At 72.2% G+C, this 22,201-nt stretch carries 21 protein-coding genes; 13 read left to right on the plus strand and 8 right to left on the minus strand.

Features of this window, described 5'->3' with window-relative positions:
• The first annotated feature begins 4 nt into the window (after positions 1-4).
• From ACFQ79_RS04980 to ACFQ79_RS05005, 6 genes are all read left to right on the plus strand, one after another.
• Positions 5-1,855 (plus strand): hypothetical protein, encoded by a 1,851-nt coding sequence (locus ACFQ79_RS04980; protein ID WP_383579429.1) that lies wholly within the window; start codon positions 5-7, stop codon positions 1,853-1,855.
• The gene (locus ACFQ79_RS04985) at positions 1,831-3,255 is read left to right on the plus strand and encodes a hypothetical protein (protein WP_383579430.1); all 1,425 of its coding nucleotides are present in this window, start codon (positions 1,831-1,833) and stop codon (positions 3,253-3,255) included. Before ACFQ79_RS04980 ends, ACFQ79_RS04985 begins: the two co-directional genes overlap by 25 nt.
• On the plus strand, positions 3,255-4,658 hold the full coding sequence (locus ACFQ79_RS04990; protein WP_383579431.1) for a hypothetical protein: 1,404 nt from the start codon (positions 3,255-3,257) through the stop codon (positions 4,656-4,658). The genes ACFQ79_RS04985 and ACFQ79_RS04990 overlap by 1 nt, the downstream gene beginning before the upstream one ends.
• A 49-nt stretch (positions 4,659-4,707) precedes the next feature.
• On the plus strand, positions 4,708-5,310 hold the full coding sequence (locus tag ACFQ79_RS04995; protein ID WP_383579432.1) for an SLATT domain-containing protein: 603 nt from the start codon (positions 4,708-4,710) through the stop codon (positions 5,308-5,310).
• Between the two features lie 158 nt (positions 5,311-5,468).
• Complete coding sequence (locus ACFQ79_RS05000; RefSeq protein WP_383579433.1) at positions 5,469-5,741, plus strand: hypothetical protein; 273 nt, start codon at positions 5,469-5,471, stop codon at positions 5,739-5,741.
• Positions 5,742-5,857: 116 nt separating this feature from the next.
• Positions 5,858-6,259 carry a hypothetical protein gene (locus tag ACFQ79_RS05005; RefSeq protein WP_383579434.1) on the plus strand — a complete coding sequence of 134 codons (402 nt, stop codon included), beginning with the start codon at positions 5,858-5,860 and terminating at the stop codon, positions 6,257-6,259.
• 115 nt (positions 6,260-6,374) lie between these two features.
• On the opposite strand, the gene ACFQ79_RS05010 is transcribed toward ACFQ79_RS05005, so the two are convergent.
• From ACFQ79_RS05010 to ACFQ79_RS05020, 3 genes are all read right to left on the minus strand, one after another.
• Positions 6,375-7,040, minus strand: coding sequence for a response regulator transcription factor (locus ACFQ79_RS05010; protein WP_383579435.1), 666 nt, complete (start codon positions 7,038-7,040; stop codon positions 6,375-6,377).
• Positions 7,037-8,143 carry a sensor histidine kinase gene (locus ACFQ79_RS05015; RefSeq protein WP_383579511.1) on the minus strand — a complete coding sequence of 369 codons (1,107 nt, stop codon included), beginning with the start codon at positions 8,141-8,143 and terminating at the stop codon, positions 7,037-7,039. The genes ACFQ79_RS05010 and ACFQ79_RS05015 overlap by 4 nt, the downstream gene beginning before the upstream one ends.
• Positions 8,144-8,250: 107 nt before the next feature.
• Positions 8,251-8,775: a hypothetical protein gene (locus ACFQ79_RS05020; protein ID WP_383579436.1), complete on the minus strand. Its 525-nt coding sequence runs from the start codon at positions 8,773-8,775 to the stop codon at positions 8,251-8,253.
• A 396-nt stretch (positions 8,776-9,171) separates the two neighbouring features.
• Here ACFQ79_RS05020 and ACFQ79_RS05025 point away from each other — a divergent pair, with 396 nt between their 5' ends.
• The 6 genes from ACFQ79_RS05025 to ACFQ79_RS05050 all read left to right on the plus strand — a co-directional run bounded on the left by ACFQ79_RS05025 (position 9,172) and on the right by ACFQ79_RS05050 (position 17,203).
• Positions 9,172-9,690 (plus strand): hypothetical protein, encoded by a 519-nt coding sequence (locus tag ACFQ79_RS05025; protein ID WP_383579437.1) that lies wholly within the window; start codon positions 9,172-9,174, stop codon positions 9,688-9,690.
• Positions 9,691-9,842: 152 nt separating this feature from the next.
• Positions 9,843-10,241: a hypothetical protein gene (locus tag ACFQ79_RS05030; protein ID WP_383579438.1), complete on the plus strand. Its 399-nt coding sequence runs from the start codon at positions 9,843-9,845 to the stop codon at positions 10,239-10,241.
• 344 nt (positions 10,242-10,585) lie between these two features.
• Positions 10,586-13,210, plus strand: coding sequence for a S8 family serine peptidase (locus ACFQ79_RS05035; RefSeq protein ID WP_383579439.1), 2,625 nt, complete (start codon positions 10,586-10,588; stop codon positions 13,208-13,210).
• Between the two features lie 152 nt (positions 13,211-13,362).
• The gene (locus ACFQ79_RS05040) at positions 13,363-14,310 is read left to right on the plus strand and encodes a helix-turn-helix transcriptional regulator (RefSeq protein ID WP_383579440.1); all 948 of its coding nucleotides are present in this window, start codon (positions 13,363-13,365) and stop codon (positions 14,308-14,310) included.
• An 838-nt stretch (positions 14,311-15,148) separates the two neighbouring features.
• Positions 15,149-16,486: a sulfatase gene (locus tag ACFQ79_RS05045; RefSeq protein WP_383579441.1), complete on the plus strand. Its 1,338-nt coding sequence runs from the start codon at positions 15,149-15,151 to the stop codon at positions 16,484-16,486.
• 126 nt (positions 16,487-16,612) lie between these two features.
• The gene (locus ACFQ79_RS05050) at positions 16,613-17,203 is read left to right on the plus strand and encodes a TetR/AcrR family transcriptional regulator (RefSeq protein ID WP_383579442.1); all 591 of its coding nucleotides are present in this window, start codon (positions 16,613-16,615) and stop codon (positions 17,201-17,203) included.
• 7 nt (positions 17,204-17,210) lie between these two features.
• Here the strand turns inward: ACFQ79_RS05050 and ACFQ79_RS05055 are convergent, their stop codons facing one another.
• Complete coding sequence (locus ACFQ79_RS05055; RefSeq protein ID WP_383579443.1) at positions 17,211-17,588, minus strand: VOC family protein; 378 nt, start codon at positions 17,586-17,588, stop codon at positions 17,211-17,213.
• Positions 17,589-17,757: 169 nt separating this feature from the next.
• Between ACFQ79_RS05055 and ACFQ79_RS05060 the strand changes: the two genes are divergently transcribed.
• On the plus strand, positions 17,758-18,198 hold the full coding sequence (locus ACFQ79_RS05060) for a VOC family protein (protein WP_383579444.1): 441 nt from the start codon (positions 17,758-17,760) through the stop codon (positions 18,196-18,198).
• Positions 18,199-18,268: 70 nt separating this feature from the next.
• Here the strand turns inward: ACFQ79_RS05060 and ACFQ79_RS05065 are convergent, their stop codons facing one another.
• The 4 genes from ACFQ79_RS05065 to ACFQ79_RS05080 are packed head-to-tail and all read right to left on the minus strand — an operon-like array spanning position 18,269 to position 22,153.
• Positions 18,269-19,834: an MFS transporter gene (locus ACFQ79_RS05065; protein ID WP_383579445.1), complete on the minus strand. Its 1,566-nt coding sequence runs from the start codon at positions 19,832-19,834 to the stop codon at positions 18,269-18,271.
• A 23-nt stretch (positions 19,835-19,857) separates the two neighbouring features.
• Complete coding sequence (locus ACFQ79_RS05070; RefSeq protein WP_383579446.1) at positions 19,858-20,688, minus strand: thioesterase II family protein; 831 nt, start codon at positions 20,686-20,688, stop codon at positions 19,858-19,860.
• Positions 20,685-21,854, minus strand: a complete 1,170-nt coding sequence (locus tag ACFQ79_RS05075) for a class II histone deacetylase (RefSeq protein ID WP_383579447.1) — start codon at positions 21,852-21,854, stop codon at positions 20,685-20,687. The genes ACFQ79_RS05070 and ACFQ79_RS05075 overlap by 4 nt, the downstream gene beginning before the upstream one ends.
• Positions 21,851-22,153, minus strand: a complete 303-nt coding sequence (locus ACFQ79_RS05080) for a hypothetical protein (RefSeq protein WP_383579448.1) — start codon at positions 22,151-22,153, stop codon at positions 21,851-21,853. The genes ACFQ79_RS05075 and ACFQ79_RS05080 overlap by 4 nt, the downstream gene beginning before the upstream one ends.
• Between the last annotated feature and the right edge of the window lie 48 nt (positions 22,154-22,201).

The raw sequence follows: 22,201 nt of genomic DNA on the forward strand, positions 1-22,201 counted from the left end.
CGTCATGGCACCCGTCCGCCCTTCCGGCCCCGTCCCGGGCCGCACGCACGGCACGCCGCGCTCACCCCGGGAACCGGCCGGGCCACCGGACCGGACCGCGGCCGCCGGTGCTCCGGCCGACCCGTCCACCCTGCGGAGACCCTTCGGGGAGGCGACGCCGGGCCCGCGGCGCGGTGGCGCCCGGCGCGTCCGGCGCGTCCGGCGCGTCCGGCGGCTGGTGGCCCTCCTCCTCGCGGGGATGATCGCCACGGTCGGCTGCACGGCGAGCGACGACGGTCCGTCGGCCGGGCCCCGACCCGCCACCGGCGCCGCCGGCCCGGGACCGGACCGCGCCCACCCGGTGCTCGCCTTCGTCCAGCCGGAGAAGCGGGCCGTCATGCTGGCAGACGCGGCAGGCCGCACATGGCTCGCCGCCCGAACCGGGGCCGCACCGCCCACCAAGGTCGTCTGGTCGCCCGACGCCCGCCGCCTGGCCTGGCTCGACGAGGAGGGTTCGGCAGGCACGGGCGAGGTCCACATCTACGACGTCGCCACGGGCAAGCCGCACTCCCAGGTCTGCCCCTGCCATGGCCTCGGCTTCCTCGGCCAGGACCTGGCGACCCTGGCGGCCGACGGCAGCTCGATCGCCCTCTTCCCTCCGGGCTTCCCGGCCGAGCCCGCGCACCGCGTGCCGCTCGCCACGGGCCGGGGAGCGTACGCCCGGCTCGCGGCCGGCGGACCCGAGGACGTCATCGTCTTCGCCGCGCTGCCCGAGGGCCCGGGCGTCACCCGGGGGCAGGGCACCCTGGCCGCCGTCGACCGGCGCGGCACCGTCCGCGACCTCCTGCCGGCGAAGGGACCCTCCACGTTCACCGACGCCCTGCGCTCCCCCGACGGCAAGGCCGTGGCCTGGGGCACCTCCGACAGCGGCGGCGCCTGCTGGACGAGGTCGACCCTGCTCACCCACTCCGGCCGCACCGCCACGGCCCCGGTCCGGCAATTGCCGGACGACGCCCCCTTCCGGCGGGCCCTGATCGGTGACCGGCAGCGCACACTCTCCTCCTTCGCCTGGGCCGGCGACGGGATCACCGTCACCTACGGCCCCCTCCAGCGCTGCCAGGTCCCCGGCCCCGACAGGTTCGTGTCGTACTACGTGCGGGACGGGGCCCGGACGTTCCTCGGCACCGGCATGCTCGGGATCGCGCTCGGAGCCGACGGGCGGGTGGCCAGGCTCGCCGGGGACGAGTCCTCCCTCGGCCTGACCCGCGCGCCGTCCGGAGTCACCGACTACACCGGGACGCTGACCCTGACCTCGGCGGACCGGGACCACACGCTGGCCAAGGGGGTGTCCGCGTTCGCCTTCACCCCCGCCGAGAGCGCCGCCGCCCGGCGCCCGGCTGCCGTCCCGCAACCACCGGCCCCGACGGTGACCTCCGTGGACGACCACGGCACGCGCCTGCCGGATGCCGTGGTCCGACTGGCGCGCCGGATCGAGGAGGCGGCCGTACGGGGGGACACCGCCGGGCTGGTCGCCCTCTGCGGGACGTGCCGGGCGGGGGTGCACGAGTGGATCCGCGGCGAGGACGGTCCGGCGGCCGTCCTGCGGGCCATCCGCACGCACCCCGGACGCAACGGCACGGAGGGCCTGATGTACCCCGGGCTGAGCAGCTGCGTGGACGAACCCGGCCAGGACATCACCTGCACAACCCAGCAGCTCCGGGACGTCGCCCTGCTCGGCGCGCGCCCCGACGAGAGCGACGTGGACTACGGCGGGGTCGTCTACGGCACGTGGACCGGCGGCCCTCCCCTGGTGCCGCTCCTCTTCCGGACCCACGCGAAGGGAGAGGCCCTGTGGACCGGACTGGCGGCAGGGTGAACGACCGGGTGGCGGAGGGCTCGACGGTACCGGGCCCCAGGGCCCGGGAGCGGGAGCGGGAGCGGGAGCATGAGCGGGAGGAAGGGGAGCCGGAGGCCCGGAAGGAGGAGGCCGGAGACCGGGAGGCTCGGGACGTGTTCCTCCGGCCCGGAGCGGGGCCGATCATGACCGGCGACCTCGTGGACGGCCACCGGGTGCTCGGCTTCGGCCACGGTGGCGGACCCCTGCCGGGCAGGCAGGACGCCGGGGACGCGGCGGACCGGCACGGGGACCGGTTGCTGCTCGACGGCGACGAGCGCGCGAGCGGGCCGCCGGAGCGGAGCGCCGACCCGGCCGACCATCCCACGCTGGAACGCTCGGGCCGTCCCCCGGCCCATCAGCTCGACGACCGGCACGTGCACCGCGCGAGCGACCTCGGTCCCGGACTCGTCGCCGCCTTCGACGGGCTGCTGTACGGGCCGGAGGCCCCCGGCTACCTCGACGCCCTCGTGGACCGCCTCGCCTCGGACGGTCACGGTGTCTGGCTGGCCGGAGGAGCACCCCGCGACCTCGTCGCGGGCGGCGCCCCCGAGACGGTGCGCGATCTGGACGCCACCGGCACCGCTCCGGCCGGCGCCTTCCTGAGGACGGTCGACGAGGTGCTCGCCCTCGACGGCCGCAGCGCCGAACTCCCGCCGCGCTTCAGCCCGCGGTCGCTCGTCTGCTCCATCCTCTCGGTCCGCCGCGACCGACGGACCCTGGAGTACCGGGGCCTCGGCCTCACCGGCGTGCCCTACCCGGCGACCGGAACCGACCTGCGCGAGGACGCCCGGCAGCGCGACCTCACCGTCAACACGCTCCTGTACGACCCGGTGCGGCAGCTCGTGCTCGATCCGCTCGGGCGTGCCCTGGCCGACCTCGGACACGGGGACGAGGACCCGCGTCCGCCTCTGCGCCTGGCGCCGCCCGGACGCCCGGCGGGGCCCGTCACCTGCGCCGAACTCCTTTTGCGGGCGACCAAGTTCCTGATCCGCTGGGAGACGCGGCCCGGCCTGGACACCACCGCGCTGCGGGCCTGGGCGGCCGAGCTGCCCGCGGACCTCTGCGCGCGGATCGACGCGCTCGACGGCGGCCCGGACGAGTGGCTCCGGCTCGCGACCCTGTGGGAGTCGTGGGTGCCGGGCGGGCCGACGGCGGCCCAGGCGGAATCGGTCCGCGGATACGGGCCGGCCGCGTCCGGGCTGCTCGACCGGCTGTCCACGCCGCCCGGCCGGCTGAGCGACGCCGTCCCACCGGTCGAACCCGGCCGCCCGGGACGGGCGGACACGCCCACATCGCGCGGGGGCCACGACGGCGACGCCCCTCCGGACCGTCCCGGTCGGCCGACGCGGTGCGCCGGGCCTGACGAGAGCGGTGTCTGATGCCCCGACCCGGCGGCGACGCCCACCCCGCACACCGTCCGTTGAGTGGCTGGGTCGCCCGGCTGGAGCCGGGCGACACCTCCGGCGCACCGGGCCTGCTCGGCCCCATCAACGACGGTGACGAGCGTGCCGACGCCCGGACCGCTTCGCGCTTCCGCACCCCCGGCTGGACCCGCACCGCCGCCGCGGTCCTGCGGCCGGCGGGCGACCCCGTACGCGCCCTGGCCCTGCGCGCCCCGGACGGCTCGCTCCTGGTCGAACTCGACGATCGGGGCGCGCCGGTGGAGGTCTCGGCGAACGGCGCCGAGCTCGTCGCGCAGTTCGAGGAACGGTGGACCGCCGCTCCCGCCGACCCCTCGACCGTGGAGCGGCTGACCGGCGAGAGCCTGGAGTTGAGGTACTTCCTGCTGCACCGCCTCGACCTGGAGACCACCGCCCCCGCTGCCCTCTTCCACTGCCTGCCGTGGCACCGGGTTGAGACTGCCGCCCGCACGGCCGCAGCGCTCCTCGACGAGGCCGGCCCGCCGTTCTCCACGCTCCCCGCCCCGGACGGTCATCTGCGCCATTGGTTCACCCCCGCCGCCACGTCGCTCGCCGGACCGTTGTCCGTCCTCGAAGCCGGGCTGCGCACCGTACGCCCCGGCCCGTGGTTCGGCCGGGAGGCGTCCGCCCTGCTCTCCGGGCTGCTGGCGGCGGATCCGGCCCGGCTGCCCGCACCGACCCGCGCCGCGCTGGCCGGGCTCGCCCTCCGACTCGGCGCGGACCCGGCGCTCCACCACAGTGCCCGGCTCGCCGCCGCGCGGCTGACCACCCCGGAGCCCCTCGCCGGTGGCCCCCTCCCCCTCACGGCCCGGCTCGACTCGACCTTCGTCCTCCGCGCCGCCGACGGGGAGCCGGACGGACCGGCGTCCGTCTCGCTCGGGCAGGGGCCGGTCGAAGCGGAGGTGACCGTCACGCAAGGCGGCCGGGTGACCGTCGAGATGGAGATCGACGCGGGTCCGGCGGAGGCTGCGGGGCCCCGCGCCGGGCGCCTCCCGGACACGGCCGAAGGGCCCGCGTGCCAGCCCGTGCTGCTCGGTCCGGCGGGCGCCGCGGCCGGAACTGCCGGAGCAGCCGGAGCGGCCGGCGGCGAGCGGTACTGGATGCTGCTCGACCGGGTCGGCCCCGTGCTCCACGGCCGGATCGCCGTGCCCGCGCCCGCGGGCCGGTTCGACGTGGACCTGGACGGGCCACCGGTCCCGCTGCTCTTCCTCGACCGGGTGTCCACGGCGGAGCTGCTCGCCTCGCTGCGGGCCAACGAACTGATCGGCCCGGTGCGTTGGCACGAGCTGATCGACGGGCTGCCGCCCCGCCATCCCGCGCGCACCGCGCTGGTCATGTACGAGGAGGAACTGCCCGCGTAGAACCGGACGTTCTGCCCCCTCGGCGACCGCGGCCGGATACCGTGAGCAGGTGGAGACCACACCAGGCGACACAGAGACGGCCCCGGCCGCCAACGCCCCGGAAGCCCCCCTGAGCGGGGCGCCGGCGACCGGCGCAGACGGTGACGAGAGGCGTCGCCGTTCTCTCGACGCCGAGTTCCGTCGGCTGGAGGAGAGCGCCATGTGGAGCGCGCAGTGCCAGTTCGAGGAGGGCAAGCGCTGGCGGGCGACCCACTGGGCCCTCGGCCTGCCCGCGACGCTGCTCGCCGCGATCGCCGGGACGACCGCCCTCGTCGAGTCCACCGGCGCGACGGCCGCCGGCGTCCTGGCCCTCCTGTCGGCGGGCCTCGGGGCGGTCCTCACCACGGTGAACGCACCGCAGCGAGCGAGTCAGGCCGTCACCGCGGCCAATGCCTATCTGGCGATCCAGACGGCCGCGCGGCAGCACCGCGAGATCGACCTGCCCGACTGGAGCCCCGTCGAGGCCCGCGAGGCACTGGCCGCCCTGACCACCCGCCGCGACGAGCAGAACGCCGGCGCCGAGCCGCCCAGCCGCCGCGCCTACCGCAAGGCCCGGGCCAACATGAGGGCGGGCGGCCAGACTTACGCCGTCGACCAGACTCCCGCTTCGTGACCAAGGCCGGCGAACACCGCCGACAGAACCTCCGCCCGGTTCGGAGTGGACGGCCCGGGGCTGAGAAGTCGCCTGTGGCTTCCTGATGGTCGGAGGACTGCGGTGGTAGCGGCGATCAGAACTGTCCGGCCGATCATGCTGCTCGTTAGGATGCCGGCGTGGCGAAGACGAGCGTGAGCAACGAGACGGACAGCATCCTCTGCCTGTGGGTCGAGCCGTGGGGAACCGATCACTGGATGCGTCCAGGCGAGGAGTTCACCGTCGTGACGCAGACGGCACCTGAGGAGTCCCCGTTCAACGTCGTCGTTCACAGCCAGGGCATCACGGTCTGGGTGAATACGGCCAACGCCTCCGAGGTCTTCGACAAGAACGGCAACCCGGCTCCGTGTGGGCACCAGCGTCCTGCCGACGCGGAGTGGGCCGACGCGTGACCGACCACTACAAGCCCTGACAGTCAGGCCGTCCCTGCGCGTGGGAGAACAGAGGGGTCATGGGTTCCCTAGGCTCCAACCTGGAATGCGAATCTGGGCGCGCTGAGGAGGACCTCATGGACGAAGCACTGTACGTACGGTTCCAGGGCACCGAGCGGCATGAGCGAGGTCACTGTCCAGGAGTCTTCATCCTCGCCAACCAACTGGCCGCGCAAGGCAGGCTGACCGAGGAGCAGTACCGGTTCTGGAGGTCGAACAACGACTGGTACGACGCCAACTATCCCAACCCCGGCCATGTCGATCCGCGGGTGTACGACCCCGAGGTGAACCCCGGAGCCGTCGCCTGGTTCAAGTCGTCCGCCGTCGAGCTCGTGAGCCGCGTGGACGGGTACCTCGAGCTGCTCGCCGCGCACGGAGTGGAGTGCCGGCGCCTGGAGACCACGAACCCCGGTCGTGTCATCTACGAGGACGAGTACCAGGTCGTGGTCATGCCGGAAGCAGAGGCGAGCCGCAACTGACTCGACAGTTGTCGCCGGGCAACCACCGGTGGGCCGTCGATCACACCCTTGCCGAGGGGCGCGTGCCCCTTCGCGTCCGTGGCGCACGCCGCGGGGTCGTCTGATGGACGGTGCGTCAGGCGAGGCCTGCTTCGATGGCGCGGCGGACAGCTTCGGGGCGGTCGCGGATGTCGGCTTTGGCGAACAGGTTGTTGATGTGGGTCTTGACCGTGGCCTCGCTGATGAACAGCTTCTCGGCGATGCCCCGGTTGGGCAGTCCGAGGCCGATCAGCGCGAGTACCTCGCGTTCCCTGGGGGTGAGGTCCGCGGGCAGGTCCTGCTTCGGCGGCGCGGGGGCCTTGGCCCGCGCCGTGGCGAGCAGGCGGTCCTGGACCGCGCGGTCGAGGACGGACTGACCGGCCGCCGCGGCCCGGATCGCACGGGTGATGTCGCGGCGTCCGGCGTTCTTGGTCAGGTATCCGCGGGCTCCCGCGCTCAGTGCGCCGAGGATGGAGTCGTCGTCGGCGAAGGTAGTGAGGACGACCACCGCGACCTCCGGGTACTGGTCGGCCAGGAGCCCCGTGGTCTCGATCCCGTCCATCACGGGCATTCTCAGGTCCATCAGCACCACGTCCACCGGCCCGGCAGCGACCGCCTCCAGGACCTCGCGCCCGTTGGAGGCGGCTGCCACGACGTCGATGTCCTCGGCCAGGGCGAGAACCGCCGCGAGCGGCTCGCGGACGGCCGCCTGGTCGTCGGCGACGACCACCCTCAAGCGCTGCTGATCCGTGTCTTCACTCATGCCGGGATCACTGCCTCCACTTGCCAGCCGTTACGGTCCGGTCCTTCGGTGATGGGGCCCGCGGTGAGCGTTCCGTCCAGCAGGGCGACCCGTTCGCGCATGCCGATCAGTCCCATGCCGCTGCCCACGCCCGCGTTGACCTCGCGGGTGGCGGGGCCGTTGATGACGCGCAGCACGGTCGAGTCCTCGGTGAACGCCAGCTCGGCCCGCACCACACCGCCGGGCGCGTGCCGGGCCGCATTGGTGAGGGCCTCCTGCGCGATCCGCAGCAGGTCCTGCGCCACCCGGGCCGGCACGTCGCGCACCGTACCGTTCACGGTGAGGGCGTCGCGGTGGCCCGAGGACTCCAGCATCGCGAACAGGGTCTCCCGCAGGGGCAGGGCGTCCTCGCGCAGCGCGTGCACGGTCCACTGCGCCTGCCTCAGGCTCTCCTTGACCAGACCGTGGGCCTTGTCGTGGGCCTCGCGGACCTTGTCCAGATCGCCCGTGTCCATCAGCGCGTCCGCCAGTTCCAGCTGCATGTTGATCCCCGCGAGTGAGTGCGCCAGCACATCGTGCACGTCCCGGGCGATCCGGCTGCGTTCGCTCAGTACGGCCGTACGGGCCTCGGCGCGAGCGGCACGCTCAGCCGCCTCGGCCGCCTCGATGGCCGCCCGTACCGCCTGGCGCTGTGTGCGGTTGACGATGCCGATCACGACCGGCAGGCCGGTCAGGAGCCCGAACGCCCACGGCAGCGCTTCGTACCCCGGTCCGAGGCGGAAGTACAGGACCGCACCGCACAGCAGACTGCACAGTCCTGCGAGCACGAGGGCCGGCCGCGCCTCCAGCCGGTATCCGATGTGACCGGCGAGGAAGAACGCGAACAGGTATCCCGTACCACTGCTGCTGACACCGATCAGAGCGGCTGCCGCGACGACGCCGAGAGTGAGCCAGACCAGCACCAGACGCGGGGAGACCCCGTGCTCGGGCAGACGCCGCGCCAGCAGAGCAGCGGCGTTGACCGCGAAGAGAACGGCCACGGCCAGCCCCTGCCCGCTGAACCCCATGGGCCGGATCGTCACAGCACCCACGATGACGACCGCGAGGCTCACCGCCCACTGCACCCGCGGGTCCTGTCCGGGAACACGACGCGCTCCCGTCTCCCGGCCGATGTCCGGCCGGGGAGGCGGGGCGTGATGGTCTGCGGGCACGAGCCGAACATACTGCACGCTCAGGCCGCACGATCGAGAACGGCCACGGGGCGGACCGCCTTGTGCGTCCTGCTGCGTACGTAGATGGTGGCCACTCGGGTCACCACCTCGGTGAGCGCCATCAGGACGAAGGCCGCCACCCACGCCTGCTGGCCGGTGATGTGGTGCGCGAGACTGAAGCGGGCGACGTCGTCGGCCCCGCCACCGTGCTCGACCCACACCTGGAACCCCATCCGGGCCCCCATGCCCACCACCCACAGGACCGCCGACACGACACCGGCCTTGATCAGAAGGTGCCCGTCGAGGGCCCGGATACGGGTGTAGATCCCGCCGGCGACACCGAGGGCGGCACCGACCGCCATCAGCGCGGCGATCAGGACGAGGTCGTTTCCTCCGGTGGGAATGGTGTCCAGGTACGAGTACGCCACGAAGGCCACGATGCCCAGCGGCAGCAGGAACGTCCTGCGGTCCAGACGGCCCTCCCGCAGCTGCCGGAAGACGATCAGGATGAGTGCTGCGTCTGTGATCCACTCGGTTGCTGTCATGCCCTCCAGACTGCTGCGACGCAGCTCGCGGCACCTGCACCCAGGGGTGGAACCCCGGGTGGAACCGGGGTGGAGAAGCACCGACCGGACGAGCGGGCGACACGGAGCGCGCGCCGCCCTTCACGCACGGCACGCATCACCCACCAGCACATACGGCCGGACGGATCGCGCCAGGGGCAGCGATCAGCTCGATGCGTCCCGCGCTCGAACAGGCCGCCAGCGCGCCTCCCGCCGAAGTCGTAGCGAGTCACCAGCGGGATACCTGCGGGACACCAGCGGGATACCTGCGGCTCCAGTTCACATTGTGGTTTCGTTGCGCGTCAGCACTTGGCATCGAGCTCAGTTCAGCGCAGGCGAGAAGGCTGTGAGCGGCTGGGCATGAGGAAGGGCAACACCATGATCCTCTTCATACCGGTGGTGCTTCTCGCCGCCCTTGCATCCGTCGTCGCCCTCCTGATCCAGTCCGTCGAGGTCGCCTTCACGAAGAGCACACGCCGGCCCGGATGGTGGCGCGCGCTCGCTGCCTGCGCCTTAGCAACCGGAGCCACAGCCACAGTGTCGTACGCGCTGGGGGCCGTGGCACTGATGTCGACCGTGGCCGTGGCGCAGGACGGCGGTGCGGACTCGGCTCCGTTCCCCTACAACCACCCGTGCCGTTCCAAGCTGCAAGGGGCGGTGGACTACGAGGTTCAGTTCCTCAGCCTGCGCACGGTATGCGTCATGGCGGACGGAGAGCGACGGGCCGTAGAGGACGTGCCGCAGGGAGTTCGGGTCACAGCTGCCGCGTCGGTGGCCGCCGCTGCCTTGCTGGCAGGGACCGCGTGGGCTTCGCGCGACCACGTCTCCGCGAGAGCCCGCCACACGCCGGCCACGCCGGGCATCCAGAACTCGCCCAGCGGACGTCGACACCCCTGACGGCACCGAGCCGTCTCGTCGGCGATCAGCCGGACTCAACCGCAGGCACAGCCAGCGCACCGAGCGACACCGTTGCGCCCTGGCCGTACGCGGCGGAAGAGCCGGAGGAAACGCCCTGGCCGAGCTTCAGTCGTCGCTCATACGATCCCGGTATGACGAATACGGCGTGGCGCGTCGCTCTCGGCGTGGTGGCTTCCAGCGCGTTCTTCTGGGCAGTCGCCGGGGCCGTCGACCTGGGACTGGAACGAACCCGCAAGGGCTACGCCCTCCCGGACGGCGGAGAGCAGTACACCTTCGGCCTGTTCGCCGGATTCGTCGCCGCCTACTTCAGCGTGGCCTCCCTCACGGATACGACCGCCGCAAGGCACGCGGCCCTGGTTCCGGCCGCAGGTGCCTGCTTCGGTGCCGTCTCGTGCCTGCTCATGGGCCAGCAGACGCGGCACTGGATCGCTGCCGCCGTCATGGCACTGATCGGAGCCGGCCTGCCGCTTGTCGTCGGCCTACGGAATCGCACGCGGCGTTCCAGGCTCAGCGCAGACACAACCCGCTAGCCGAGGTCGTGGGGTTGAGGTCCGCCATGACCAGGACCACGCCGCGGCGCCCCGTGCGCTGAAGGGCTCTTCCCATGGCCGGGCACGTGTCGGGTGTGACAACGCGTCCGCACCCGCGGCCGGGACGGCCGGACGCGTCGGTCCTCGCCTCCTGGGTCGCCGTGCCCGACACCCGCCTGCTCGCGCCCCGGAGCCGCAGGCTCGTCGTCGCGAGGCGACACCACGATCGTCAGGTCGGGAGTCCCTCCGTTCCACGAGCCTGTGGTGGCGGAATCCGGACGTGTCACTTCCTCGCCACCGCGCGGTATTGCCCCAGGTCAGTGCCCCCGGCTGTGATGTGGGCCATGCACGCTTCCCGCGCGGCCCTGCTGGCCGCACTTCTTCTGCTGCCCGTGACACCGGCATCGGCCACACCCCGACTCCCCGTAGCCCGCGACGAGCCGCTGGTGACGCGCATCGTCACCCTCGACAGCGCGCCGGCCGTCCGCGAGGCCCCCGCTGCGTCACGCCGCACGGCCGCCGACGAGGTGGACGTCTCACAACAGGAACTGATGTCCTCGGCCCAGCGGGCAGGGATCCGTCTCGTCGCCACCCGTCATTACCGCCAGGTGGTCAACGGCCTCGCGGTCAAGGTCCCGCAGTCCCAGGCAGATCTGCTGGGTGCACTGCCGGGCGTCGCTTCCGTGGCCGCCCCCGTCGTCTACGAGGCACCCGAGTCCCCCGCTCCGGTCTCGGCGGAGACCGTGCGTCGGGCAGTGGCGGAGGCCGGCACCGCCGCACGCCGCGGCGATGCCCCCTCAGGTCGCGAGATCGTGACGGTGACCGACCTGACCGGTGTCGCAGAGGTCCGGCGCAGTGGTGTGACGGGCCGCGGAGTCACCGTCGGAATCATCGACAGCGGCATCGCCTACGATCACCCCGCCCTCGGTGGCGGAGGGTTCCCCAATGCCAAGGTCGTCGGTGGATACGACTTCGCGGACGGTGACGCGGACCCCTACGACGACGCATCGGGCTCAGCGGCCGGCCATGGCACGCACGTGGCGGGCATCGTCGCGGGCGACGACGAGCACATCCTCGGCGTCGCACCCGACGCCCGACTCCGCGCCTACCGCGTCTTCGGATCCGGGAACGGCGCCGGAGAGGACGTCATCCTCGCGGCACTGGACAAGGCGGCGGCCGACGGCACCGACGTGGTCAACATGAGCCTCGGTACCCCGATCGGCGCACGTAGCAGCAGTGTCCTGTCCACTGCCGTGGACCGCCTCGTCGCCTCCGGTACGACGGTCGCCGTGGCCGTCGGCAACGGATACGCGGGCCCTTTCCGTACCTCCGAACCGGCCGCCGCGAACCAGGCGATCGCCGTGGGCAGCACGTACAGCAACCGGAGCCCGTATCTCGCACTCACCCTGGGGGGTGACGAGACACCCGTGGCGTACACGCTGTCGGGTCGCGGAGCGCGCACTCCCTCCAGCGGGTCGGCGCCGTGGGCGGAAGTCCGCACGGGGTGCGAGCCGCTGCCCTCCGGCAGCCTCAGCGGCAGGATCGCGCTGTTCGGCTTCAAGTGGAACGGCACCGGTCCCGTCTGCCGGCCGATGGACATCGCTCGCGTCCTGGAGGTGGCGGGTGCGGTGGCCGCCGTCCAGCACGACCCCGCCCTGCCGGAGAGCACCGTCCCCGGATCGCCTTGCTGCGGGACGGCAGGCATCCCGGTCCTCGGCATCAGTGAGAAGGACGCACGCCGCGTCCTGACGTCCGCTCCGGACACCCGACTCGCCTGGGGCGCGTACGCCGCGATCCCGCTGCCCGAGGACGCGGCCGGGCTCATGGACCACGGCTCCGCCTGGGGGCCGGGCAACGAACTGGAGTTCAAGCCGGACATCGCCGCGCCGGGCGGATTCATCCTGTCCGCGATGCCGAAGGCCCTGGACTGGTACGGGGTTTCGTCGGGTACGTCCATGGCATCCCCGCACGTCGCCGGCGTGGCGGCGCTCCTTCTCCAGCGCGACCCCGGTCTCTCGCCCCGCGAGATCCAGTCCATCCTGCAGAACACGGCGACTCCGCTGGCCATGACCGGAGAGCCCGCGCGAGGGGCTCAGCCCGTCGCTCAGCAGGGCGCCGGCCGGGTCAACGCCGTCGCGGCGATCGCCGCCGCCGGCCGGGCGGCCGTCCGGCTCGCACCGTCCGAACTCCCGCTGCGCGATCTGGAAGGGCGCCCTGCGGTGCGGGCCGTCACCGTCCACAACGACTCCGACCGACCGGTCACCTATCGCGTCCGCCATCGGGCAGCCGTCTCCGCCGCGCCGCCTTACACGTCCGAGTGGAAGGCCGATGACGCGGCCGCCCGGGTCGACGTACTGGGCGCCGAGCGACTCACCATCCGTGCCAACGGCAGCCGGACCGTGCCCGTGACCGTCCGTCAGCCCGTCGGTGCCGTCGACGGCACCGTCTTCGGAGGCTGGATCGAGTTCGTTCCCGACGACGTGGAGCAGCCGGTGCTGCGGGTGCCCTACCAGGGCGTTTCGGGGGACTTCGATGCCGTCTCCGCGATCAACCCGACGTTCTCCGCGATCAACACCACTCTCGACAACCCCGCGCTCCGGCCCTCCGTGGGCGACTTCGGCAGGAACCTGCCCGCCACGATCGACCTGGGGAACGAGGACACGTCCGACGACACGGCAGCCGTCATGCTGTCGCACGGCTTCCCGCTCCTCGAGCGCCTGCGGATGCACGTGACCGACGCGCGTGGGCGCGTGGTGGCCACACCGTTCGACCAGTCATGGCTCACCCGTATCTCGGGCGCGGGCACGGGTGTGGGTTTCCACGTCTGGGACGCCACCCTGGACGACGGCAGTCCGGCGCCGGCGGGCACGTACCGGCTGCGTCTGGTCTTCGACAAGGCCCTGGGAGACCGTGACCACGCCCCCGGCACGGAGACCTGGACGTCTCCCGAGGTCACCGTTCTGCGCTGACCGCCGCCCCTTTCCCGGTCCCCGTTCTTCCGCGCCGTGCCGCGCGGAGGAGCGGGGGCCGACTGCCGACCGTGGTCCTCGCACGACCGCCTGCACGTGGCGGGCGTTCTACCTGCGAGAATCCTCGGCGAACGGAAGGAAGGCGATCAGAGTTGTGGGAAGACCTCGGGCTCAATCCCTTGGAGGAGAGCGTCTACCGGGTGCTGATCGGCCGACCGGATGCGAGCGTCGAAGAGGTCGCGGCGGCGGGCGGGGCGACGGATGAATCTCCCCGTGTCGTGGTCGCGCTTGAGGCGCTGGAAGCGCGGGGGCTGGTGACCCGGACGCCGGACGGGGCACGCTTCGTGGCGACGTCCCCAGCCGAGACGCTGGGTGCGGAGCTCGTGGAACGGCGCGAGCGCCTGCACCGTGCAGAACTGGCGCTCGCGGGGCTGGTCGAGACGTACCGGGTCGGCAGCATGGGCCGCGCGCAGCGGGAGCTCATGGAGATCGTCGAGGGAACCGAGGCCGTTCGCCGCCGGTACGTTCAGATGCAGCTCACCGCGCGCAACACCATCGACTTCTTCTCCACGGGCGGGCATCAGGCGGTCGGCCCGGAGACGACTCAGGAGGCGCGCGCCCTTCGGCGTGGGGTGCGGCTGCGGGGCGTGATCGACGAAGAGTTCCTCAGCCAGCCGTCGGGCAGCGACAACCTGGACGCCTCGCTCATTGAGGGAACGTGCGTCCGGACGGTGCGTGCGATACCGCTCAAGCTGATCATCTGCGACGGTGAAGTCGCCATGTTGCCGCTGCATGGCCGGGGCACGGAGGTGAGCCCGAGTCTGGTGCTGCGCGGGGGCCCGGTGAACGTGGCACGTGCTCTCTTCGAGGCCGTCTGGGAACGGGCTCGCCCGTACACCGAACGGACTTGGGAGATCGAGGCGGTCGACGCGCGCCTGATGCGGTTGCTGCTGGCCGGCCTCACCGACGCCACCGCCGCCGCCCAGCTCGGCCTGTCGACGCGTACCGTGCAGCGGCGGATCCAGGCCCTCATGGTCCGCGCCGGAGTGTCCACCCGGCTGCAACTGGGCTGGCATGCCCGCGACCACCGCTGGGTGTGACCTTCTCCCCCACCTCACGGCTCCACGGTTCGCCTGCCAGGCAGGCAGGTGTCTCCGTCGGCACCGGATAGCCTGCGAGAAGAGCAGGTCGAAGCAGTCGACCCGTCACCAGAGAGGCGCTGCAGTTGTCGCACATGGGCGACGCCTGGGTCATACGGAAACCGGTGCCCAGGATTCCTCGCGAGGACCTCATCGCCATGCTTCGTGAACAGACCCCGGCATGCGGACCTGCCCGTGACGTCTTGGTCGCCGGAGACACCTTCGCCATCTCGGACGGTCTGGTCCCCGCCAGCCGGCACGCGGGTGTGTTCGCGAACCGCATCCGCTCAGCTGCTCGGCGTGGCCACACCGTCGGGGGCCTTGCCGCCTCCGTCGACATCCTCCGGCAGGCCGGGGAAGAGCTTGTGCGTACCGGTCTCATCGACTCCGTGGACAGGTCGTCCGTGTTCACCCTCTTCCTCAACTCCTCAGCGACAGAAGTGCTGGCCTGTGCAGGCGGACTCCGGCCCCATCCCCCGCAGCCGCCGACAGATGCCCTCGAGTGACAACTCGCCTGCCTTGGTGCGGTCCTTCCTGACTCGGCTGGGCGGGTGCGGCAGTTGCTCCCAAGGGGCTGCTGCCCAGGGGCGCTTCGCGCGGACGGATGCGGGAAGGGGCCGCAACACCCCGGCAACGAAGCCTTAGCGCTCCGTGCATGGAATGGGGCGCGGCACGCCCATAGCCTCTCATCGGCGCCATTCCCGCCGACCCCGCACATGGACGAGAGGTCCTCACTGTCATGGGCACGTCTAGATTGTCCGGTCCCAGTCGCCGTGGAGTCCTGGGCACCGCCGCGGCCGTGGCCGCCGGTGCCGCCCTGCCCGCGCTCGCCGCCGCACCCGCCGGGGCGGCTGGCGCCGCCCGGCCCAACGTGCTGCTGATCGTCACCGACGACCAGCCCAAACACACCGAGTGGGCCACGCCCAAGACCGTCGCGTGGCTGGCCGACCAGGGCGTGCGCTTCACCAACGGGCACGTCACCACACCGCTGTGCGCCCCGTCGCGCTCCTCGGTCTTCTCCGGCCGGTTCGCGCACAACCACGGCGTGCGGAACAACAGCGCCTCGCACACGCTTGACCAGCACACCACCCTGCAGCGGTACCTGAAGCAGGCCGGCTACCGGACGGGGCTGTTCGGCAAGTACCTCAACGCCTGGGACATCGCCGACAACCCGCCGCACTTCGAGGAGTTCGCACTGCTGCGGCCCTCGTACACGGACGGCACGTTCAACGTGAACGGCACCGTGCAGGCCATCCCCGGCTACACCACCACCGTCATCAAGAACCGCGCCCTCGCCTTCCTCGACAAGTCCCGCACCGACAGCCGCCCCTGGTTCGCCTACGTCACCCCGTACGCCTCCCACGGCCCCTTCACCCCGGAACCCAAGTACGCCGGAACCGCCGTACCCGCCTGGGACGGCCGCCCCTCCGTGCCCGAGGGCGACCGCAGCGACAAGCCCGCGTACGTACGCGAGGCCACCCATACGCTTGAGGACGGCCGTCAGGTCCGGGCCAAGCAACTGCGCACCCTCCGCTCGGTGGACGACGCCGTGCAGGCCCTCCGCGACAAGCTGGCGGCCTTGGGGCAACTCGACAACACCCTGGTCGTCTACATCGGCGACAACGGGTTCAACTGGGCCGACCACGGCCTGACCGGAAAGGCCGTCCCCTACCGTCCGGCCCACGAAGTGCCGTTCTACCTCTCCTGGCCCGCCGGCGGGCTCGGCCGCGGCACCACCGACGACCGCCTCGTCGCGAACATCGACATCGCGCCCACCATCCTGGACGCCGCCGGGATCACCCCGAACACTCCGCACGACGGCCGCTCGCTCCTCGGCCCCGACTCCCGCGACCACCTGCTCATCGAGTGGTGGAAGCAGGGCACCGGGACGGACCCGAAGAACACCTGGTCGTCCTACGTCGCCAAGGACCGCCAGTACACGGAGTACTACGACCTGCACACCGACGCCGCCGGTACGGTGAGCGGCACCGGACAGGTGAGGTTCCGCGAGTACTACGACCTCCGGGCCGACCCGTACCAGCTGCGGAACAGCCTCCACCAGGCCACACCCGCGGACGAGCAGGCCCTCGGGATCCCGGGCCTCGCCGCCGCACTGGCCGCCGACCGCACCGCCTGACGACGCCTCCGGGAAGGGCCCCGCGAGCCGAGGGAGCGACGAGTGCGCCGACCTGCCCGCTCGCGGGGTCACGAAGTACCGTATGGGCTAGCTTTCAGCTAGCCAGGCGGGAATCGGGGGGGCACGATGAGCAGTGGGGTCCGGGCGCTGCAGCGCGAACAGACGCGGCAGACCCTGTTGAGCGAGAGCCGTCGGCTCTTCTCGACTCACGGGTACGCCGCCGTCAACCTGTCGGAGGTCGTCCAGGCGGCCGGAGTCACCAAGGGTGCGCTCTACCACCACTTCGAGAGCAAGAGCGCACTCTTCCGGGCCGTACTGGAAGAGGTACAGGAGGAGGTGGCCGCGTACGTCGCGGCGACGGCGGACGCCCAGGAGGACTCCTGGAGCCAACTCGCCTCGGGCTGCCAGGCGTTCCTCGAGGCCACCACGAATCCTTCGGTCCAGCGCGTCATGCTGGTGGACGGACCGGCGGTGCTCGGCTGGCCGAGCTGGCGCGCGATGACCGCGGCCACCTCGGGCCGGCACCTCGCCGATGCCCTGGAGACCCTGATCGTCGAGGGCGTCATCCCGGCGCAGCCCGCGGCACCGCTGACGCATCTGCTCTCCGGGGCGATGAACGAGGCCGCTTTGTGGCTGGCCTCGTCGGAGGACTCCGCCGATCTGGAGGCCACCCGGCAGGCGCTGACGCGACTCCTAGAGGCGCTGCGGACGAGGTGACGACCGCTCAGCTTGCGGGTCGGGCCACCAGGACGTCGACGCGGACCCCGTTGGGGTCGACGAGGGAAGCATGTCCAGGGGCCCCGTCCCGTACGGCTCCGTCGGCGGCGAGTCTCTCCCACAGCCCAGGGCGGTCCTCGACGTCGAGGGTGATCCGGACCGCACGCATCGGCGTGCGGAACGCCTCGGGCAGAGCGGGGTGGGTGTGGTCGAGGAGGGCGAGCGCGGGGCGCCGCTCTCCCGACCTGGCCAGCGCGGTGTACCACGGGGTCGCGTGCGCGACGGTGAGTCCGAAGAGTCTTCCGTAGAAGCTGCGGGTCTGGTCCATGCGCGACGTGCAGATCACCGGACAGAAGCTGGATATCATCGAGACGGCTCCGCTCACATACCAACGGTAGGTCAAATGACGCTAAGGGCGTACCTCAGGTATGTCAACGCGCCCTTGAGAAGGGCAACGAGCGGGCGGCGCCCAGGACACGCCTTGGCGTGACGCCGGGGCGCGAGGGTCGTTGAGGAACCGAACGGACGTATCTCGCGATCGGAACGGTGCCACGATGACCTCCTCGACCCTGACCAGCTTCTATCCGGTGATCTGCACCGAACTCCTCGACGAGGCCGTGGCCTTCTACCGCACGCACTTCGGGTTCGAGACGACGTACGCGAGTGACTGGTACGTCAGCCTGCGCCGGCCCGAACCGCCGTATCACGAACTGGCCCTGGTCTCCGCCGACCACCCCACGATCCCCGAGGGCCACCGCCGCCCGGCCGGCGGTCTCCTCCTCAACTTCGAGGTGACGGACGTCGACGCCGAGTACGAGCGGCTCGTGCGGCGCGCGGGGCTCCGGGTCGCCCTGGAACTGCGGAGCGAGGCCTTCGGACAGCGCCACTTCATCGTGGCCGCCCCCGATGGCGTCCTGGTGGACGTCATCACGCCGATCCCTCCCACGGCCGAGTACGCCGACGCGTACGCGGACGGCTCCAGCACGGGGGCATGACGGGTTCGGCCCGCGTCCAGCAGGGACGCGGGCCGAACGCGGGCCGCCCTTCCGGGGGCGGGTCGTGCCTCTACTTCTCCGCGCCGACGACCGGCGCCGCTTCGGCCGCACCGTCCGGCTCGTCGGCCTGACCACCCGTGGCGGGCAGCTTCACGACGACGGCCACCAGCACGGCGGAGGCGACCGCGACGGCGGCCCCGATGCCGCCGATGACGTTCAGGCCGTCGGTGAACGCCTCGCGCGCGGAGGCAAGCAGCCCGGCCGCCGCTTCCGCCGGCAGGCTCCCCGCGGCGTCGACGGCCCCGGCCAGCGTGTCACCGGCGTAGTCCGGAGCACCCTCCGGCACCTTGACGCCTGCGTGATAGAGGGCGGCGCCGAGGCTGCCGAGGATCGCCACGCCCAGCGCCATGCCGAGTTCGGTGCTCGTCTCCGAGAGCGCCGCCGCCCCGCCGGCGCGCTCCGGCGGGGCGGCCCCGACCACGATGTCCGTGCCCAGCGCGATCAGCGGGCCGCCACCGGCGTACACGAAGGCGAATCCGGTCACCACCTGGGCGATGCCCGAGGTGCTGTCGGCCATGCTCAGCATCAGGTGGCCCACCGCCGAGACGAGCAGGCCGGCCGCGACCACGTACGCGGGACGGAAGCGGCTCGCCGCCATCGGGGACACCACCGCCGTGACGATCAGCGCGAACGCCGCCGGCAGCAGGTACAGGCCCGCCTTCATGGGGCTCAGGTCGCCGACGAGCTGGAGGAACTGGGTCACCATCAGGTACGTGCCGCCCGCCACCAGCATGCTGAGCAGCAGCGTCACCAGCGCGGTGCGGAACGTGGCGGTACGGAAGAGCGCCAGGTCCATCAGGGGGCTCTCCAGAGTCCGCTGGCGGCGGACGAAGAGCACGCCGACGACGAGGCCCACGACGAGGGCGGCGACGGGAATCGCCCCGAACCCGTCGTTGGCGATCTCCTTCAGGCCGTAGATCACCGGAAGAATGGCGGCGAGCGACAGGGCCACGCTCGTCAGGTCGAGGCCCCCGGCCTCCTCGTCACGGTACTCCGGCAGCAGCAGCGGACCGGCCACCAGGAGCAGCGCCATGATCGGCACGCCGAGCAGGAAGACGGAACCCCACCAGAAGTACTCCAGCATGGCGCCGCCCACCACCGGGCCGAGCGCGATGCCCACGGAGAACATCGTGACCCAGACGGCGATGGCCACACCGCGCTGCCGGGCGTCCTGGAACATGTTGATGATCAGGGCCAGGGTGGAGGGCATCAGCGTGGCTCCGGCGAGGCCCATCGCCGCCCGCGCCACGATCAGGGCGACCGGGCCGTCGGCGAAGACGGCTGCCAGCGAAGCGAGGCCGAACGCGGCCGCGCCGATCAGCAGCAGCTTGCGGCGGCCGATGCGGTCTCCGAGGGTGCCCATGGTCACCAGGAAGCCGGCGATCAGGAAGCCGTAGATGTCGATGATCCACAGCATCTGGGAGGCGGAGGGGTCCAGCGCCGCGCTGATGTGCGGCACGGCGAGGTGCAGCACGCTCACGTCGATGGAGAGCAGCAGGGTCGGCAGGGCCAGGACTGCCAGGCCCAGCCACTCACGTGGCGTTGCCTGTGCGGGGGTGTCGACGTCGGTGGTCAACGGTGTTCCTTTCGGGGACGTACTTATCGCCGCCCGGCGCGGACGCCGGGCAGAGGCATGAGGGGCGCCGCCTGGAGCGGCGCGGTGGAAGGGGGCAGCAGCAGCGCCGTGACGGCGGCCGCGTTGACAGGGGTGTAAAGGTAGAAGTGACCTCCGGTGAAGGTGCGGTACTCGAAGGTGCCGGAGGTCTCCAGCGACCAGAGGTGCATCCGGTCACCGATCACCACCGGGTCGTCCACGGCTCCGAGTGCGAGAATCGGGACACCGACCCCGGACCGGGGGCGTCGGTAGGTCTCCATCGCCTCCAGGTCGGCGCGGATCGCCAGGAGCGACGGACCGACCAGGTCTGCGCGGTCCCTCACCCCCGGGGACATCCCTCCTATGTCCGTCAGGTGATCCAGCAGCTCCGCGTCGGTTCTGAGGTGGGCGAAGGGCGACTCGCTGGGGAAGCACGGCGGCTGCCGCGCCGATACCGCGAGACGCGCCGGGGGCAGGCCCTTGGCCTCCATCGCGCGGGTGAGCTCGAAGCCGAGCACGCTGCCGAAGCTGTGCCCGATGACCGCGTACGGCAGCGGTTCCATCTCGGCCAGTTCGCGGGCCAGGGCCTCGACCATCGGCTCCACCCGGTTCACCGGCGGCTCGCTCATGCGCGCGCCACGGCCCGGCAGTTGGGCCACGACGCACTCGACCTCCTCCGACAGCACCTGCCACCAGGAGCGGAAGGCGGACGGCCACCCGCCGGCGTGCGGGAGCGCCACCAGCCGGAACCGCGGGCGGGCCCGGGGCGCGTGCCCCGGGCCGCCCTCGGCGGTACGGCGGGCACCGCCGCCCACCTTCATCCACCAGCCGCTCATCCGGTCCCCGCGTCCCCGGACACGGCGTGTCCGGCAGTCACGGGCGGACCGGCCGGCGCGCCGCCGGCCAGGAGCGGGTGGTGCTTCTCCAGGTGCAGGATCACCCGCTCCTGGTGGCGCTGGAGGCGCTGCCCCGGAAGGTGCTCCAGGGAGTGCAGGAACGGGTCCTCGGGCGTCGGCAGCCCGGCGATCCCGGTGGCCGTGCCGAGCACGAGCATCGGCTGGTACCACGCCGAGTAGCCGCCCTCGTGGGCGAACACGACCCGGCCGCCCGTCAGTTCGTCGGCGAGCCGGACCATGGCCGAGGCCATGGCGTGGAAGGTCCGGCTGGTGCACATCATCCGGCCCATCGGGTCGTGCCCGCCCGCGTCCACGCCCGCCGCCACCAGGATCAGGTCCGGGCCGAAGGCGCGGGCCGCCGGCTCCACGATCCGTTCCATGACCGCGAGGTAGGCGCCGTGGCCGGAACCGGCGGGCAGCGGCACGTTGAGCGTGCTGCCCGTACCCTCGCCGGCGCCGGTCTCCATGACGAGACCGGACGCGGCAGGGAACAGCCCGTCCTGGTGGACGGAGACGTACAGGACGTCGGGGTCCTCGTAGAAGGTGCGCTGGATGCCGTTGCCGTGGTGTACGTCCCAGTCGAGGATCAGCACCCGCCGCGCCCCGTGGCGCTGTGCCGCGCGGGCCGCCACCGCCAGGTTGTTGTAGAGGCACAGCGCCATCGCCCGGTCGGGCTCGGCATGGTGGCCGGGCGGTCGCACCAGGCAGTAGGCGCGGTCGAACGTGCCGTCCAGGACGCCCGTCGCGGCCTGGACACAGGCACCGGCGGCGAGCCTGGCCGCCCGCGCGCTGTGGTAGTTGACGTGCGCGTACACGCCGGCGTCGCCGGCACCTGTCGCCGAGGCGGCCTCGATCCGGTCGATGTGGCCGGGGCCGTGCACGAGGAGCAGTTCCTCGTCGGTGGCGGGCGCCGGGGTGTGGGCGATGTAGTGGTCCATCACCCCGGTCGCCTTGACCAGGCCCTCGGCACGCCGCAGGTCGGGGTCGACCGCGAACTGCCGCAGCGGTTCGATGCCGGGCCCGACCGGTACGTATCCCGAACCGGCGCCGGGATCGTGCCAGTAGCAGATCTCGTGGCTGAACCACGCGAGTCGGGAGCCGCTCACCAGCCGGACACTCCCAGCGAGGCGCGGCTGACGCCGGACACCTTCTCGATGTACTGGAGGTAGTACTCGCGCTCCTCGTCGGGCGTGCGCTTGGTGCGCAGCGTCGTCTCCAACAGACGGAGGATCTCCTCGGCCTCGGCGGGGGTCAGTCCCCTCTCGCCGATCTCGCTCTCCAGGGCGCGGATGCGCGCCGCCGGCTCCGCCACTCCGGACGCGAACGCGGCCGGGTCACTGTCGTGGTTGCGGGTCGAGGCGATGGTCTTCAGAACCGCTCCGAAGAACGCCGTGGTGTCGGTCATGGTCGAATCCCCCTTGCTCGCGGTGCATCGGTCGGTACGTCAACCGGT

The organism is Streptomyces sp. NPDC056480 (genome assembly GCF_042795405.1).
Classification (GTDB): domain Bacteria; phylum Actinomycetota; class Actinomycetes; order Streptomycetales; family Streptomycetaceae; genus Streptomyces.

Excerpts from the sequence above, each read along its gene's own strand:
- ACFQ79_RS04980 (WP_383579429.1), top strand. The coding sequence starts at position 5 with ATGGCACCCGTCCGCCCTTCCGGCCCCGTCCCGGGCCGCACGCACGGC.
- ACFQ79_RS04990 (WP_383579431.1), top strand. The coding sequence starts at position 3,255 with ATGCCCCGACCCGGCGGCGACGCCCACCCCGCACACCGTCCGTTGAGT.
- ACFQ79_RS05005 (WP_383579434.1), top strand. The coding sequence starts at position 5,858 with ATGGACGAAGCACTGTACGTACGGTTCCAGGGCACCGAGCGGCATGAG.
- ACFQ79_RS05010 (WP_383579435.1), bottom strand. The coding sequence starts at position 7,040 with ATGAGTGAAGACACGGATCAGCAGCGCTTGAGGGTGGTCGTCGCCGAC.
- ACFQ79_RS05020 (WP_383579436.1), bottom strand. The coding sequence starts at position 8,775 with ATGACAGCAACCGAGTGGATCACAGACGCAGCACTCATCCTGATCGTC.
- ACFQ79_RS05025 (WP_383579437.1), top strand. The coding sequence starts at position 9,172 with ATGATCCTCTTCATACCGGTGGTGCTTCTCGCCGCCCTTGCATCCGTC.
- ACFQ79_RS05030 (WP_383579438.1), top strand. The coding sequence starts at position 9,843 with ATGACGAATACGGCGTGGCGCGTCGCTCTCGGCGTGGTGGCTTCCAGC.
- ACFQ79_RS05035 (WP_383579439.1), top strand. The coding sequence starts at position 10,586 with ATGCACGCTTCCCGCGCGGCCCTGCTGGCCGCACTTCTTCTGCTGCCC.
- ACFQ79_RS05050 (WP_383579442.1), top strand. The coding sequence starts at position 16,613 with ATGAGCAGTGGGGTCCGGGCGCTGCAGCGCGAACAGACGCGGCAGACC.
- ACFQ79_RS05060 (WP_383579444.1), top strand. The coding sequence starts at position 17,758 with ATGACCTCCTCGACCCTGACCAGCTTCTATCCGGTGATCTGCACCGAA.
- ACFQ79_RS05070 (WP_383579446.1), bottom strand. The coding sequence starts at position 20,688 with ATGAGCGGCTGGTGGATGAAGGTGGGCGGCGGTGCCCGCCGTACCGCC.
- ACFQ79_RS05080 (WP_383579448.1), bottom strand. The coding sequence starts at position 22,153 with ATGACCGACACCACGGCGTTCTTCGGAGCGGTTCTGAAGACCATCGCC.